Origin of the sequence: Pantoea ananatis PA13 (assembly GCF_000233595.1) — a bacterium.
Lineage (GTDB): Bacteria > Pseudomonadota > Gammaproteobacteria > Enterobacterales > Enterobacteriaceae > Pantoea > Pantoea ananatis.
In genome coordinates this window covers 3,094,581-3,109,656 of the sequence record NC_017554.1, presented here as the reverse complement: position 1 = coordinate 3,109,656, position 15,076 = coordinate 3,094,581, and the positions used below count along the sequence as shown (strand labels likewise).

The 15,076-nt window shown below is 55.3% G+C and carries 13 protein-coding genes; 9 read left to right on the top strand and 4 right to left on the bottom strand.

Annotated elements, in window-relative coordinates:
* Together PAGR_RS14635 and PAGR_RS14630 are read left to right on the top strand one after the other, a co-directional pair.
* Entirely contained in the window at window positions 1–1,527 is a 1,527-nt protein-coding gene (locus tag PAGR_RS14635; RefSeq protein WP_014606235.1) for an efflux transporter outer membrane subunit, read from the top strand.
* Between the two features lie 698 nt (window positions 1,528–2,225).
* On the top strand, window positions 2,226–2,627 hold the full coding sequence (locus tag PAGR_RS14630) for an H-NS family histone-like protein (protein ID WP_014606234.1): 402 nt from the start codon (window positions 2,226–2,228) through the stop codon (window positions 2,625–2,627).
* A 102-nt stretch (window positions 2,628–2,729) separates the two neighbouring features.
* On the opposite strand, the gene PAGR_RS24265 is transcribed toward PAGR_RS14630, so the two are convergent.
* Entirely contained in the window at window positions 2,730–2,855 is a 126-nt protein-coding gene (locus PAGR_RS24265; protein WP_015700682.1) for a hypothetical protein, read from the bottom strand.
* A 95-nt stretch (window positions 2,856–2,950) separates the two neighbouring features.
* Here PAGR_RS24265 and PAGR_RS14625 point away from each other — a divergent pair, with 95 nt between their 5' ends.
* On the top strand, window positions 2,951–4,543 hold the full coding sequence (locus PAGR_RS14625) for an ABC-F family ATPase (protein ID WP_014606233.1): 1,593 nt from the start codon (window positions 2,951–2,953) through the stop codon (window positions 4,541–4,543).
* A gap of 145 nt (window positions 4,544–4,688) precedes the next feature.
* On the opposite strand, the gene moeB is transcribed toward PAGR_RS14625, so the two are convergent.
* A complete protein-coding gene (gene moeB / locus PAGR_RS14620) occupies window positions 4,689–5,447 on the bottom strand; it encodes a molybdopterin-synthase adenylyltransferase MoeB (RefSeq protein ID WP_013025181.1) in 759 nt (252 codons plus the stop codon).
* The gene (moeA, locus tag PAGR_RS14615; RefSeq protein WP_014606232.1) at window positions 5,448–6,683 is read right to left on the bottom strand and encodes a molybdopterin molybdotransferase MoeA; all 1,236 of its coding nucleotides are present in this window, start codon (window positions 6,681–6,683) and stop codon (window positions 5,448–5,450) included.
* Window positions 6,684–6,901: 218 nt separating this feature from the next.
* Between moeA and PAGR_RS14610 the strand changes: the two genes are divergently transcribed.
* The 6 genes from PAGR_RS14610 to PAGR_RS14585 all read left to right on the top strand — a co-directional run bounded on the left by PAGR_RS14610 (window position 6,902) and on the right by PAGR_RS14585 (window position 13,742).
* The gene (locus PAGR_RS14610) at window positions 6,902–7,861 is read left to right on the top strand and encodes an isoaspartyl peptidase/L-asparaginase family protein (RefSeq protein WP_013025183.1); all 960 of its coding nucleotides are present in this window, start codon (window positions 6,902–6,904) and stop codon (window positions 7,859–7,861) included.
* Entirely contained in the window at window positions 7,812–9,734 is a 1,923-nt protein-coding gene (locus PAGR_RS14605; RefSeq protein ID WP_014606231.1) for a dipeptide ABC transporter ATP-binding protein, read from the top strand. Before PAGR_RS14610 ends, PAGR_RS14605 begins: the two co-directional genes overlap by 50 nt.
* 51 nt (window positions 9,735–9,785) lie before the next feature.
* Window positions 9,786–11,321, top strand: a complete 1,536-nt coding sequence (gsiB, locus tag PAGR_RS14600; protein WP_014606230.1) for a glutathione ABC transporter substrate-binding protein GsiB — start codon at window positions 9,786–9,788, stop codon at window positions 11,319–11,321.
* Window positions 11,322–11,464: 143 nt separating this feature from the next.
* A complete protein-coding gene (gsiC, locus tag PAGR_RS14595; RefSeq protein WP_014606229.1) occupies window positions 11,465–12,391 on the top strand; it encodes a glutathione ABC transporter permease GsiC in 927 nt (308 codons plus the stop codon).
* Window positions 12,391–13,296 (top strand): glutathione ABC transporter permease GsiD, encoded by a 906-nt coding sequence (gene gsiD / locus PAGR_RS14590; protein ID WP_014606228.1) that lies wholly within the window; start codon window positions 12,391–12,393, stop codon window positions 13,294–13,296. The genes gsiC and gsiD overlap by 1 nt, the downstream gene beginning before the upstream one ends.
* Window positions 13,293–13,742: a DUF4385 domain-containing protein gene (locus PAGR_RS14585; protein ID WP_014593286.1), complete on the top strand. Its 450-nt coding sequence runs from the start codon at window positions 13,293–13,295 to the stop codon at window positions 13,740–13,742. The genes gsiD and PAGR_RS14585 overlap by 4 nt, the downstream gene beginning before the upstream one ends.
* Here PAGR_RS14585 and rimO read toward each other — a convergent pair.
* Window positions 13,739–15,046, bottom strand: a complete 1,308-nt coding sequence (gene rimO / locus PAGR_RS14580; RefSeq protein ID WP_233266592.1) for a 30S ribosomal protein S12 methylthiotransferase RimO — start codon at window positions 15,044–15,046, stop codon at window positions 13,739–13,741. The two genes, PAGR_RS14585 and rimO, sit on opposite strands and share 4 nt — an antisense overlap.
* Between the last annotated feature and the right edge of the window lie 30 nt (window positions 15,047–15,076).

Here is a 15,076-nt window from a genome sequence, read left to right as displayed (position 1 = left end):
ATGAAAGTTATGACTACGCATCGCCTGAATCCACTCAACCTGATGCTGTTGTTCGCCCTGACGGGCTGCAGCGTTGGCCCGGACTACCAGGCGCCAAAGCCCCAGCTCCCGGGCAGCTATCACGCGCTGGATTCACAGGAAACCTCAAGGCCGCAAACGTCAGCGGTGGATTCGCGCTGGTGGCGCAATTTCGGGGATCCTCAGCTCGATAGCCTGATTGCGCGCGCCATCGAAGGTAACCTCTCATTACAACAGGCTGTATTGCGCATTGCCGGGGCGCGCGAGCAGTTATCACAGGCGCAGGGCGGGTTGTTTCCCAGCCTTAACGGTTCAGCCAAAGTTACCCGTCAGCAGCTTGGCCTGGAAGGGCTACTGAAAGCCAACGGTGCCGACCAGCTCGACAGTAATGTCGCCAGCCAGCTGAACGGCCTGACACAGCCCGTCACGCTGTATCAGGGCAGTTTCGATGCCAGTTGGGAACTGGATCTGTGGGGCAAGGTGCGCCGCCAGATCGAGTCAGCGAATGCCCAACAGCAGGCGGCGATTGAGCAGCGCAACGACGCGCTGGTGTCGCTTGAGGCCGAAGTGGTGCGCGCGTGGTTACAGCTGCGTGGCGCGCAGGCAACGGTAAAAACGTTACAACAACAGATTGCGGTGGCGGATCAGACCTGGCAACTGACGGAAAGCCAACAGCGCAACGGCTTAGCGCCAGTCACTAATGTCGAAAATGCCCGCGCGCAGTTAAGCAGTCTGCAGGCGCAGTTGCCGCAGTATCAGGCACAAACGCGCCAGGCGATGAACGGGCTGGCCGTGCTGTTGGGCAAAACGCCGGGCGCGCTGGATGCCGAGTTAAGCGAGCCGAAAGCACTGTCTGCACTGCCTGCGTTTGTTTCTGTGGGCATTCCTTCCACACTGGCGCGACGTCGTCCGGATATTCGTCAGGCAGAAGCCACACTGCATGCACAGACCGCCGAGATTGGCGTGTCTGTTGCGCAGCTGTTCCCCAGCCTGTCGCTGACCGGTCAGTTGGGCGTGCGTAACACTGACGTCAGCTATCTTGATAACTGGAGCAGTCATTTCTACAGCGTGGGACCGTCGTTATCTATTCCCATCTTCCAGGGAGGAAGGCTGGTTTCCAGCGTCAGGCTGGCGCGGGCGCAACAGGCCAGCGCGGCACTGAACTACCGTCAGACGGTGCTGACTGCCCTGCAGGATGTGGAAAATGCCCTGGTCAGTTACCGTGCCGATCAGCAACGGGTAACGGCACTGGATGAGACGACTGGCGCGCTGCAGCGTACCTTCGATCTGGCCAGTGACAGTTATCGTCAGGGATTATCCACTTTCCTTGAGGTGCTGGATGCACAGCGCCAGCTGGCGCAGGCCCGGGAACAGGCGACCCAGGCGCGCATGCAAAGCGGGCTGGATCTCGTCGCCCTGTATAAAGCCTTAGGGGGCGGCTGGGAGACCTACCAGAACGTGCAGTTGCCGCAGTACGATGTATTTGGTCCCGCCACGCAGGTGAACTAAGCGTTCAGGCCGTGCCCCCTGTTAAAAGGGCGCGGCCTGACAATCCGCTCTACTGATACCCATGATTTATTATTTATGCGTTTTATCGTCAAATAAAAATCATCAAACGCCTCATGTTACTCTGTCGAACTCGCCGCCCAACGACGCTCCGCTATTTATCTTTTACGCCCGACGTTAAGAGAAGGAATCACGTCCTCGCCGAAGTAGCACTCACCGGGTCTGTAAACGCGCGCGTATTTTTTTACGTCAGAGAAACGCAGGAACGCGCGATACAAACGCCGGAATGATAAAAAAGCATCCCGATATTGTCCCGAGTAACCGGATAACTTTGCCGTTATATGCAGGTTAATTTTGTGAGCGGCAGAGCGGTCGTGGTGAGAAAAACAGACGGGAAGGCAGCGAATTTAATGCAAATTCTTTAAAGACGATAAAATAATCGACCGGAACGTTATAAAGTTTTGGGGTGGATTCATGCAGCGTGCGTAATCAATGAAATCGTTTACATTGTGCAAGGATAGCAGGCGTTTAGTGTTAATTCGTGGTTAATAATCTCTCCACATAAGGATTCTGAATACTTCACGGCCATTTAAAAAAACACTCGGAATTATCTGTAGTAATAAATTAATTTATTTTTTTATTTGAATTAGGTAGTCTTGTCGCTACAGTTTAATTAAACCCCCTTAATCAAGGATATTGTGATGAGTGACGCATTTAAAGTTCTAAACAACATTCGCACATTACGTGCCCAGGCTCGTGAACTGCCACTGAGCGATCTGGAAGAGATTCTTGAGAAATTGACCGTCGTTGTGACTGAACGCCGTGAAGAAGCTCACGCTGAAGAGCAGCAGAATCGTGAAAAAGAAGAGAAGTTATCTAAATATCGCGAAATGTTGCTGGCTGACGGCATCGATCCTAATGAATTATTAGGTGCCCTGGAGCAGGGTAAAAAACGCACTAAGCGTGCGCCGCGTCCGGCTAAATATTCTTACACCGATGAAAACGGCGAGAAAAAATCATGGACCGGCCAGGGTCGCACCCCAGCAGCTATTAAAAAAGCGCTGGATGAAGGTAAAAGCCTGGACAGTTTCCTGATCGATTAATCGACACAATCCTTGTAAGCGGTAGCCGGGTGCATTTATGTTCCCGGCTTTTTTTATTTAAAAAACCCTGCGTGCCGTTTCCCTGTTTACGATCTCCACACGTTAATTAATCTCGTCGTGCGTGACGGCAACGTCTGTGGCATGCGTGGCAACCCGATGCGACCTGCGCGCCAGCTGCAGGAAACCGTGCAGGACGATAATTAAAAGTTGCGCGTTTTCAAGGGACACTCAGGCAATCCTTGCCGGAGACTGGCGTGCGCTACGTCACATCTGGCATAATAGCCGCCGTTTTTCCATCCACTCTCTTCACTAAGGTCAACGCCGTGTTAGTTAGCAGCAATATCACCATGCAGTTTGGCAGCAAGCCACTGTTCGAAAATATCTCCGTAAAATTTGGCGGCGGTAATCGTTACGGTTTAATCGGTGCGAACGGCAGCGGAAAATCCACCTTCATGAAGATTTTGGGTGGCGATTTGGTGCCATCAGGCGGCAATGTCTCTTACGATCCTAATGAACGTATTGGTAAATTACGTCAGGATCAGTTCGCCTTCGAAGAATATAGCGTGTTAGATACGGTCATCATGGGGCACCATGAATTATGGGAAGTGAAGCAGGAACGTGACCGTATTTATTCCTTACCTGAAATGACAGAAGAGGAAGGCTACAAAGTCGCCGACCTTGAAGTGCTGTATGGTGAAATGGATGGCTACAGCGCTGAACCGCGCGCCGGTGAATTATTACTGGGCGTCGGTATTCCGGTAGAGCAGCATTATGGCCCAATGAGCGAAATTGCCCCGGGTTTTAAATTACGTGTTCTCCTGGCTCAGGCATTGTTTTCCAACCCGGATATTTTGCTGCTGGACGAACCGACTAACAACCTGGATATCGATACTATTCGCTGGCTGGAGCAGGTCCTCAACGAACGCGACAGCACCATGATTATCATTTCGCACGACCGTCACTTCCTCAATATGGTCTGTACCCACATGGCTGATTTGGACTACGGCGAACTGCGTGTTTATTCTGGTAATTATGATGAATATATGACCGCTGCCACCCAGGCGCGTGAGCGACTGTTATCGGATAACGCCAAGAAAAAAGCACAAATTGCCGATCTGCAATCCTTTGTCAGCCGTTTTAGTGCTAATGCCTCTAAATCACGTCAGGCGACCTCGCGTGCGAAACAAATGGACAAAATAAAGCTGGAAGAGGTAAAAGCCTCCAGTCGTCAGAACCCATATATTCGATTCGAACAGGATAAGAAACTGTTCCGTAATGCGCTGGAAGTCGAAGCGTTGACGAAAGGGTTTGATAACGGTCCGCTGTTTAAAAATTTAAATCTGTTGCTGGAAGTGGGCGAAAAGCTGGCGATCCTCGGCGCTAACGGTATTGGTAAATCCACGCTGTTAAAAACGCTTGTCGGTGAACTGACGCCGGAAAGCGGCAGCGTTAAATGGTCTGAAAACGCGAAGATTGGTTATTATGCCCAGGATCATGCAGACGATTTTGCTAACGACCTGACGGTATTCGACTGGATGAGCCAGTGGAAACAGCAGGGCGATGATGAACAGGCCGTGCGTGGGATTCTTGGCCGCCTCCTGTTTTCACAGGACGATATTAAAAAACCGGCTAAGGTGCTGTCGGGTGGGGAAAAAGGTCGGATGCTGTTTGGCAAGCTGATGATGGAAAAGCCCAACATCCTGATTATGGATGAGCCGACAAACCACCTTGATATGGAATCCATTGAGTCATTAAACATGGCGCTGGAAATGTATGAAGGTACGCTGATTTTTGTATCTCATGACCGTGAGTTCGTCAGTTCACTGGCGACGCGAGTGATGGAAATCAAAGCCGATCGCATTGTGGACTTCACCGGTAATTACGAAGATTACCTGCGCAGCCAGGGCATCGTCTAACAAGAACGGGGTAGCGATGGCTACCCCGTTATCGTTTGGGTCTGTGCGTCAGGGTGGATTGCCTGCGACGATCCGGCTTAAAGTCCTTTCTTTACCTGACCTGCAGCCCCCTCCGCTTTACGCATGAACCCTACCAATTAACGGCTCAATCATGATGACCGCAGACTTCACAATGGGGATCCTGCGCGACCTTCAGGGTACGGAACTCCGCGCTCAGCGCATCGTACATCAGCAAACGCGAGCGCGCCGGTGAGCCGAAGTGCGTCAGCAGCTTCAGGGTTTCCATCGCCTGCATAGCGCCGACGACGCCCACCAGCGGTGCCATTACGCCGGCCTCCACACAGCTCAGAACCTGGGCGCCAAATAGCCTGCTGATGCAGCGATAACAGGGCGTATCGGGTTGCCAGTCAAACACGCTGAGCTGGCCTTCCATACGAATCGCCGCGCCTGAGACCAGCGGCACTTTCAACTGGTAGCATAACCGGTTAATTTGCTCGCGCACCGCCACATTGTCCGTGCAGTCCACCACCACCTGCTGCCGGGCAATCAGGGCGTTGAGCGCCTCATCGTCCAGTTGACCCTGCACAGCCTGTAACTGGCAGTGAGGATTAATGGCGGCCAGCGTTTCCCGGGCGGATTCCACCTTGGCGCGGCCAATATCGGCATCGTAATGCAAAATCTGTCGCTGCAGATTAGAAAGTGAGACCGTATCAAAGTCCACTAGCGTAAGATTGCCCACGCCCGCTGCCGCCAGATAGGGCGAGGCCGCACAGCCTAAACCGCCCAGCCCGACAATCAGCACATGACTGGCTTTTAATCGTTCCTGACCGTCAAAGTCAAAACCACGCAATACAATCTGTCGGTTGTAGCGCAGCATCTCTTCGTGGCTCAGTTCGGGCAGCATTTACCCCTCCAGCAGCGTATTAAAGGGTTCGACATCCACCCATTCACCTGCTTCAACAGGGCCGCGATCGCGTTCCAGCACAATAAAGCAGTTGGCCTGAGAAAAAGAGCTGTAGACATGGGAGCCCTGCGCGCCGGTGCTGACAACCTCTGGTTCACCCTGGCTGTTTTGCCGCAGAACGCCACGCTGGAAATCCAGCCGGCCAGGCGATTTTTTCAACGCGGTTGCCGTGCGTACGCGCTGGCGGGGCGGCAGCGCGGCAGCCGTTTGTCCCGTCAGGGTGGACAGCAGCGGCTGCACCAGTTGATAGAAGGTCACTACGGCAGAAACCGGATTTCCGGGTAAGCCGCAGAACCAGCTGTTCGCCAGACGACCAAAAGCAAAAGGTTTACCGGGTTTCATCGCCAGCTTCCAGAAGCGAATCACGCCGAGTTCTTCCAGCATCGTTTTGGTGAAATCGGCTTCGCCCACCGAAACGCCGCCGGTACTGATGACCACATCAGCCTGGCGATCGGCTTCGGTAAAGGCCGCACGCAGTGCAGCAGGATCGTCTTTGATAATGCCCAGATCGATAACCTCGCATCCCAGCTTGTGCAGCATCAGCGAAATCGCAAAACGGTTGGTGTCATAGATTTGCCCCGCCGCTAACGGCTGGCCCACAGGCTGAAGTTCGTCGCCGGTGGAAAAAATCGCGACGCGCAGTTTACGCAGCACCCGCACGGTCGCGATCCCCAGCGAGGCCAGTAAGGGCAGTTCGGCAGCACCCAGACGCACGCCCGCCGCCAGCACCTGATGGCCGGCCCGAATATCGTCACCCGTCAGCCGGATATTTTGTCCGGCGTTGACCGGGGCGGTGATAATCACCTTCTCATCCTGCAGACGGGTTTCCTCCTGCATAACGACCGCGTCACAACCGGCAGGTACAGGGGCGCCCGTCATTATTCTGATCACGCTACCCGCCGGCCATTCACCGCTAAACGGGGCCCCGGCAAAGGCTTTACCCGCAACCGGCAGAGGCTGGTTACTCTCAATATCAGCCAGCCTGACGGCGTAACCATCCATCGCCGAGTTGTTGAAAGGGGGAACATCGATCGGTGACGTGACCGCGCAGGCAGTAATGCGCCCGGCCGCGTCTGGCAGGCTCAGCTCAAGCGAGTCTGTGATGGGCGTTAGCGACGCCAGCATCTTTTGTTGCGCGTCCTCAAGGGAAATCAGTCCGGCAGTAAAGCTTTCCATTCTATTCTCAGCTTGTCTGTTGCAAGGGCTGTCTATTATGGTGACTTTTCCCTTCAGAGTCACATCGGCATAAGGCACAACGAAAGGTTATTAGCGCATTGTCAGTTTCCGCTTTACAACCTATAGCGGGCTTTCTATATTCAAAAATGGTCCAAACCGAGTTAAAACCATTCAAAATCAGTGTTTTTCCTTCTGATGCAACCACAGGGTAACGCAGTATGGCTAAAGCAGCGATCGCCATTCATGGCGGTGCGGGGGCAATTACCCGCGCCGCCATGAGCGCAGAAAAAGAGCAGGCATACCGACAGGCGCTTTACGACATTGTGACGCACGGGCAGAGCATGCTGGCTCAGGGGGCTTCTGCGCTGGATACGGTGACTGAGGCGGTGCGCAGGCTTGAGGAGTGCCCGTTATTCAATGCGGGTAAAGGCGCGGTGTTTACGCGGCAGGGCACCCATGAACTGGATGCCTGCATCATGGATGGCCGGACGTTACAGGCCGGCGCAGTGGCGGGCGTATCCCGTATACGCAATCCGGTGCTGGCGGCCCGCGCGCTGTTGGAAAACAGCCCGCACGTGTTGTTGGCGGGCGAGGGCGCTGAAGCGTTTGCCCGGGCACAAGGCCTTGAGCAGGTTGAGCCTGATTTCTTTTCTACGCCTGAACGTTGGGAGCAACTGCAGCGCGCGCTCGGCAGCGATACCGCGCTGTTGGACCATGATGGTGCGGCTCAGGGCGGCGATCCCCTTGATCCGGACCGTAAGTTCGGCACGGTGGGCGCGGTTGCACTGGACAACGATGGCAATCTCGCCGCCGCCACCTCTACCGGCGGGATGACCAATAAACAGGTTGGCCGCATTGGCGACTCGCCCTTACCCGGTGCGGGTTGCTATGCCAGCAACGACAGTGTTGCGGTGTCCTGTACCGGCACCGGAGAAGTGTTTATCCGCACGCTGGCCGCTTACGATGTGGCGGCGCAGATGCGCTACGGTGGACGCACGTTACAACAGGCCAGCGTAAATGTTATTCACGACAGCGTGCTGGAGTTAGGCGGCAGCGGCGGGCTGATTGCGGTTGATCGTGAGGGCAACGTCGCGCTGCCTTTCAACAGCGAAGGCATGTACCGGGCTTATGCCCGCACAGATGAGGCCGCAGAGGTGGCAATTTACCGTGAAAGCTAATCGTGAGGCCCTCCACAACAGCCTGTCTGGCACAACAGTATTGACCGACGAGCAGGTGCTGGCCGTACGCGATCTCAACGTGCGTTTTGAAAACGACGGCGTAGTCACCCAGGCTGTACGCCATCTTTCCCTTGACGTCTACCGGGGTAAAACCCTGGCCCTGGTGGGCGAGTCTGGTTCGGGCAAGTCAGTGACCTCGCTGGCGTTGATGCGCCTGATTGAGCAGGCCGGCGGAGACGTCAGCGGCGAGATCCTGTTGCGCGGTCGTAACGGCGAGGTACGGGATCTGATGCGCATGCCGCGCGGTCAGATGCGGCAGGTACGTGGGGCCGATATGGCGATGATCTTCCAGGAACCCATGACGTCGCTTAATCCGGTGTTCTCGGTTGGCGAGCAGATTGCCGAATCCATTCGTCTTCATCAGGGCCAATCCCACGCCGGGGCGCTGGCAGAAGCGCGTCGCATGCTCGACAGGGTACGTATTCCCGATGCGCAAAAGATCCTGCGCCGCTTTCCCCACCAGCTCTCGGGCGGCATGCGTCAGCGCGTAATGATTGCCATGGCGCTGTCATGTCAACCTGCGCTGCTGATTGCAGATGAACCCACCACCGCGCTTGACGTGACGATTCAGGCGCAGATTCTGCAACTGATTCGCGAACTGCAAAAAGAGATGCGGATGGGGGTGATTTTTATCACTCACGATATGGGCGTGGTGGCTGAAATGGCTGACCGGGTACAGGTGATGTACCGTGGCGAAGTGGTGGAAAATGCCGAAACGGCTCAGCTGTTCAGTGCGCCCTGCCAGGCTTACACGCGCGCCCTTCTGGCTGCCGTACCGGCGCTGGGTGCCATGCGGGGCCAGCCGCTGCCCGCCAGGTTCCCGCTGATTGGCAGCGACGACGAACCGGCAGTACCACAGAATACCGTACGCCACGATCGGCCACCGATTTTACAGGTACGCAATCTGGTCACGCGGTTTGATATCCGCTCAGGGTTATTTAACCGGGTGAAAAGTCGGGTACACGCGGTCGAGAATGTCAGTTTTGATCTCTACGCAGGTGAAACGCTGGCGCTGGTGGGGGAGTCCGGATGCGGAAAATCCACCACCGGACGCTCCCTGCTAAAGCTGGTTGCCAGCCAGGGCGGCAGTATCACCTTTAACGGTCAGCGCATAAACGATCTCTCCGGTCCAGCCCTGGCCCATCTGCGGCGCGATATTCAGTTTATTTTTCAGGATCCCTATGCGTCGCTGGATCCTCGCCTGACCGTCGGCTTCTCTGTTATGGAGCCACTGCTGGTCCACAAGGTGATGCCGCGCCATGAAGCAGAGCAGCGCGTCGCGTGGTTGCTGGAAAAGGTCGGGTTATTGCCGGAGCATGCAAGGCGCTATCCCCATGAGTTCTCCGGCGGCCAGCGGCAGCGTATTTGCATTGCGCGGGCGCTGGCGCTGAACCCGAAAGTGGTGATTGCCGATGAGTCGGTTTCGGCGCTGGATGTGTCTATTCAGGCACAGATTATTAACCTGATGCTGGATTTACAGCGCGAGTTTGGCATCGCATTTTTGTTTATTTCCCATGACATGGCGGTCGTTGAGCGCATCAGCCATCGTGTTGCGGTGATGTATCTTGGACAAATCGTCGAGATGGGGCCGCGTCAGGCGGTGTTTGAACGCCCGCAGCATCCTTACACTAAAAAGCTTATGGCCGCCGTGCCGATTGCCGATCCGTCGCAGCGGCAGCGCGAGCGCAGTTTATTGGTCGATGAGATCCCCAGCCCAATTCGTTTACTGGGCGATGAACCCGAAACGGTTTCGCTGATGGAAGTCGCGCCCGGCCATTTCGTGGCACGTCACGCCAGCGCGCGACCTGAATAACTAAGCCGTCGCTACGGCGACAAATCAGACAGGGATAACAAGGAGAAGACAATGCAGATAACGATGCGAAAAGGCTTACTGGCAGCGGGCGTACTCAGCAGTGCAATGGCGTTACCCGCCTGGGCCGCACAGGATGCAGTCATTGCCGTGGCCTCTAATTTCACCACCCTCGATCCCTACGACGCTAACGATACGCTGTCGCAGGCGGTCGCAAAGTCGTTCTATCAGGGGCTGTTCGGCTTTGATAAAGACATGAAGCGCATCAACGTGCTGGCCGACAGCTACCAGGTGAGCGAGGATGGTCTGACCTATACGATTAAACTGCACTCCGGCGTGAAGTTTCAGGATGGCACCGACTTTAATGCCGAGGCGGTGAAGGCCAACCTCGACCGTGCCAGTAATCCCGATAATCATCTGAAACGCTATAACCTGTTCAAATATATCGCCAGCACGGAAGCCGTCGATCCTGTGACGGTAAAAATCACGCTCAAACAGCCTTTCTCGGCCTTTATCAATATTCTGGCGCACCCGGCCGCCGCGATGATCTCGCCCGCTGCGTTGAAAAAATATGGTAAGGAGATTGGGTTCCATCCGGTGGGAACCGGGCCGTTTGAATTCGTCACCTGGAACCAGACCGACTTTGTTAAGGTAAAAAAATGGGATGGCTACTGGAAGAAGGGCTATCCAAAACTCGACAGTATCACGTGGCGTCCGGTGGTGGATAACAACACCCGTGCGGCCATGCTGCAAACGGGCGAGGCGAACTTTGCATTCCCGGTGCCCTACGAGCAGGCCAAACTGCTGGAGAAAAACAGCAAGCTTGACGTGGTGGTCTCGCCCTCGATCATGCAGCGCTATATCAGCCTGAACGTGACACAAAAGCCTTTCGATAATCCCAAGGTGCGTGAGGCGCTGGAATACGCGATTAATCGTCAGGCCCTGGTCAAAGTCGCGTTTGCCGGTTATGCCACACCGGCTACGGGTATTGTGCCGCCATCGATTGAGTACGCTCAAACCTATCCGCCCATTCCCTATGATCCTGCCAAAGCAAAAGTGTTGCTGAAAGAAGCCGGCTATCCGAACGGGTTTGAAACCACGCTCTGGTCCTCTCACAACCACAGTACGGCACAGAAAGTTCTGCAGTTTGTGCAGCAGCAGCTGGCACAGGTGGGCGTTAAGGTGAAGGTTACCGCCATGGATGCGGGACAGCGCGCGGCGGAAGTGGAAGGCAAAGGTCAGAAAGAGAGCGGCGTACGCATGTTTTATACCGGCTGGTCTGCTTCCACCGGGGAAGCTGACTGGGCATTAACGCCGCTGTTTGCCACGACCGCCTGGCCGCCAGCGATCTTTAATACTGCCTTCTACAGCAATCCGAAAGTCGATAAGGATCTGGCCGATGCGTTGAAAACCACCGACAGCAAGCAAAAAGCCGAACTCTACAAAGATGCGCAGGATACGATCTGGAACGATCATCCCTGGATTCCACTGGTGGTGGAGCAGTTGGTTTCAGCCCACAGCAAAAACCTGAGTGGCTTTTATATGATGCCGGATACCTCATTTAGTTTTGACGATGCCGAGCTGAAGTAACCCAGCGGACCCGTTCAGGTTGACGCGAGGGGGCACGGCCCACAGCCAAACCTGAGCGGGCCGTGTAATGCCCGCTTTTGCCGTGTGTGCTGAAGCGGGCGGGCAGGCCAGCCGCGACGGCTGGCGGCTGTGTAGGATCTGACATGTTTAACTATTTTCTGAAACGACTGCTGGGCCTGATTCCCACGCTGTTTATCGTGGCGGTGCTGGTGTTTATGTTTGTGCACTTACTGCCAGGGGATCCCGCACGCCTGATTGCCGGCCAGGAAGCCGATGCCTCCGTCGTCGCGCTGGTACGCCAGGAGTTGGGGCTGGATCAACCGCTGCCACTGCAGTTCTGGCACTTTGTCGTCAATGCCCTACAGGGGGATTTTGGCCAGTCGCTGGTGTCGAGGCGGCCGGTTTCACAGGAAATCGCCACCCGCTTTATGCCAACCTTATGGCTGACCTTAGTTAGTATGGTATGGGCGGTGATCCTGGGAATGGCGATTGGCATTGTTTCTGCGGTGTGGCGCAATCGCTGGCCGGACCGCCTGGGCATGACGCTGGCGGTTTCGGGCATTTCCTTTCCGGCGTTTGCCCTTGGCATGCTGCTGATGCAGGTGTTTTCTGTCCAACTGGGCTGGCTACCCACGGTGGGAGCCGATAGCTGGCAGCACTACATTTTGCCTTCCGTTACCCTGGGGGCGGCCGTCGCCGCCGTCATGGCGCGTTTTACCCGGGCCTCTTTTGTTGAGGTGATGCAGGAAGATTACATGCGCACCGCGCGCGCGAAAGGCGTGCGTGAATCCGGCGTGGTGATTAAACATGGATTACGGAATGCCATGATTCCGGTAGTGACCATGATGGGCCTGCAGTTTGGTTTCCTGCTGGGCGGGTCGATTGTGGTGGAGGTGGTGTTCAACTGGCCGGGGTTGGGGCGTCTGCTGGTGGATTCAGTGCAGATGCGTGACTATCCGGTCATTCAGGCGGAGGTGTTGCTGTTTTCGCTGGAGTTTATCCTGATTAACCTGTTTGTCGATATGTTATATGCCGTCATTAACCCGGCGATTCGCTTTAAGGACACCTGATGAAAAACTGGCGACGGGAAGCGGCATTAAAAAGTATGCCGCTGTTAAACGGCAACCGGGTGAGAACACCGTGGCGCGAGTTCTGGCGGCGCTTTCGCCATCAGCCCGTGGCGTTACTGGCCGGTCTCTTCGTGCTGGTGCTGATTGTGTTGGCATTTACGGCCCCGGCCATTGCGCCGTTCGACGCTGAAAATTATTTTGACTATGACCGCCTGAATGACGGGCCGTCCCTGATGCACTGGTTTGGCGTGGACTCACTGGGCCGCGATATTTTCAGCCGCGTACTCGTGGGCACCCGAATTTCGCTGATTGCCGGTTTTGTCTCCGTGGCAATAGGCGCGTTTATCGGCACCCTGGCGGGCCTGCTGGCGGGCTACTACGAAGGCTGGTGGGACAGGATAACCATGCGCGTTTGTGACGTCCTGTTTGCCTTTCCCGGTATTCTGCTCGCCATTGCCGTGGTGGCCATTATGGGCACCGGTATCAGCAACGTGATTATCGCCGTGGCGATCTTCAGTATTCCGGCGTTTGCCCGTCTGGTGCGCGGCAATACGCTGGTGCTGAAACATCAAACCTATATCGAGTCTGCACGCAGCATCGGGGCATCCGACTGGACGATTATCCTGCGCCACCTGTTGCCAGGGACGGTATCGTCCATTGTGGTGTACTTCACTATGCGCATCGGTACCTCGATTATCACGGCGGCAAGCCTGTCATTTTTGGGACTGGGCGCGCAACCGCCCACGCCGGAGTGGGGTGCCATGCTCAACGAAGCGCGGGCCGATATGGTCATTGCGCCGCATGTGGCGATTTTTCCGGCGCTGGCCATTTTTTTTACGGTTTTAGCCTTTAATTTACTTGGCGACGGGCTACGTGACGCACTTGATCCTAAACTTAAGGCATGAAACCTTTTGATTATGACCAGGACTTCAGCACCATCGATTTTCGCAAGCAGCCTGAGCGTTACCAGGTGGGGCGCGGAGAGCAGGGCGTGCTCATGGTCCAGCCTTATAAGGGCGAGATCTTACCGCACTGGCGTTTTCGTACCGTTGAGGTTGCCAAAGCTTCGGCAGAAGAAATCATGGCGCTGTTCGAAGCCTATCGTCAGCAGGATGATTTTGTCGGCATGGACATGGCACGCAAATTTATCCAGATGGGTTATACCCGCGCGCGTCGCTACAGCAACCACAAGGGCGGACGGAAATACGATGCCCAGGGGAAGGAATTGCCCTGGGGCAGGGACGAAGAAAAGGCCGCTGCGGCGGCCATTTTCAAAGCATACTGGGACAAGCTACGTGCTGATGATGACTACCTGGCACGCAAAAAAGCGCACCAGCAGAAGTACGGTTAAGCGCGGCTGGCCCACAAATCGTATTCGTCTGCGTGTTCCACCTTCACGCGCAGGACATCACCCGGCTTAACGTTGCTCTCGCCGTTCAGGTAAACGGCACCGTCGATTTCCGGCGCATCAGCCATGCTACGACCAATCGCACCTTCTTCATCGACCTCATCAATGATGACCATAATCTCGCGTCCCACTTTTTCCTGCAGGCGTTCAGCAGAGATCTGCTGCTGCAACTGCATAAAGCGGTCGTAACGCTCTTGCTTAACAGCTTCATCAACCGGATCGGGCAACTGGTTCGCCGTCGCGCCTTCGACCGGGCTGTACTGGAAACAGCCTACGCGATCCAGACGGGCTTCTTTAATGAAGTCCAGCAGCATCTGGAAGTCTTCTTCGGTTTCACCGGGGAAGCCAACGATAAAGGTTGAGCGCAGGGTTAACTCAGGGCAGATTTCACGCCAGCGCTTAATGCGCTCCAGCGTCCGTTCTACTGCGCCAGGACGTTTCATCAGTTTAAGAATGCGTGGGCTGGCATGCTGTAACGGAATATCGAGATACGGCAGAATTTTGCCTTCAGCCATCAGCGGAATAACGTCATCAACGTGGGGATACGGATAGACGTAATGCAGGCGGACCCAGACGCCGAGTTTGGCTAACTGCTCACACAGGCTGACCATGCTGGTTTTTACCGGCGCACCGTTCCAGAAGCCCGTCCGGTGCTTCACGTCCACGCCATAGGCCGAGGTATCCTGTGAAATCACCAGTAACTCTTTCACTCCAGCTTCAACCAGACGTTTCGCTTCATCCAGTACTTCACCAATGGCACGGCTGTCGAGATCGCCACGCATCGAAGGAATAATGCAGAAGGTGCAGCGATGGTTACAGCCTTCAGAAATCTTCAGGTAGGCGTAATGGCGCGGCGTCAGCTTCACGCCCTGTTCCGGCACCAGGCTCAGGAACGGGTTGTGCTGCGGCTTAGGCACGTAGCGATGCACATGCGACAGCACCTGTTCATAGCTGTGTGGACCCGTAATCTCCAGCACCTTCGGATGCACCTCACGAATTTGATCGACTTTGGCGCCCAGACAGCCGGTCACGATGACCTTACCGTTTTCGTTCAGGGCTTCACCGATCGCTTCCAGAGATTCCTGGACGGCGCTGTCGATAAATCCGCAGGTGTTAACAATAACGATTTCAGCATCGTCATAGCGTGGTACCACCTCATAACCCTCGGTGCGCAGTTCCGTCAGGATGCGCTCTGAGTCGACAAGGTTTTTTGGACAACCGAGTGATATAAATCCAATCTTAGACATTTTATTGTACATTGCTCTCAAGAAGATTAC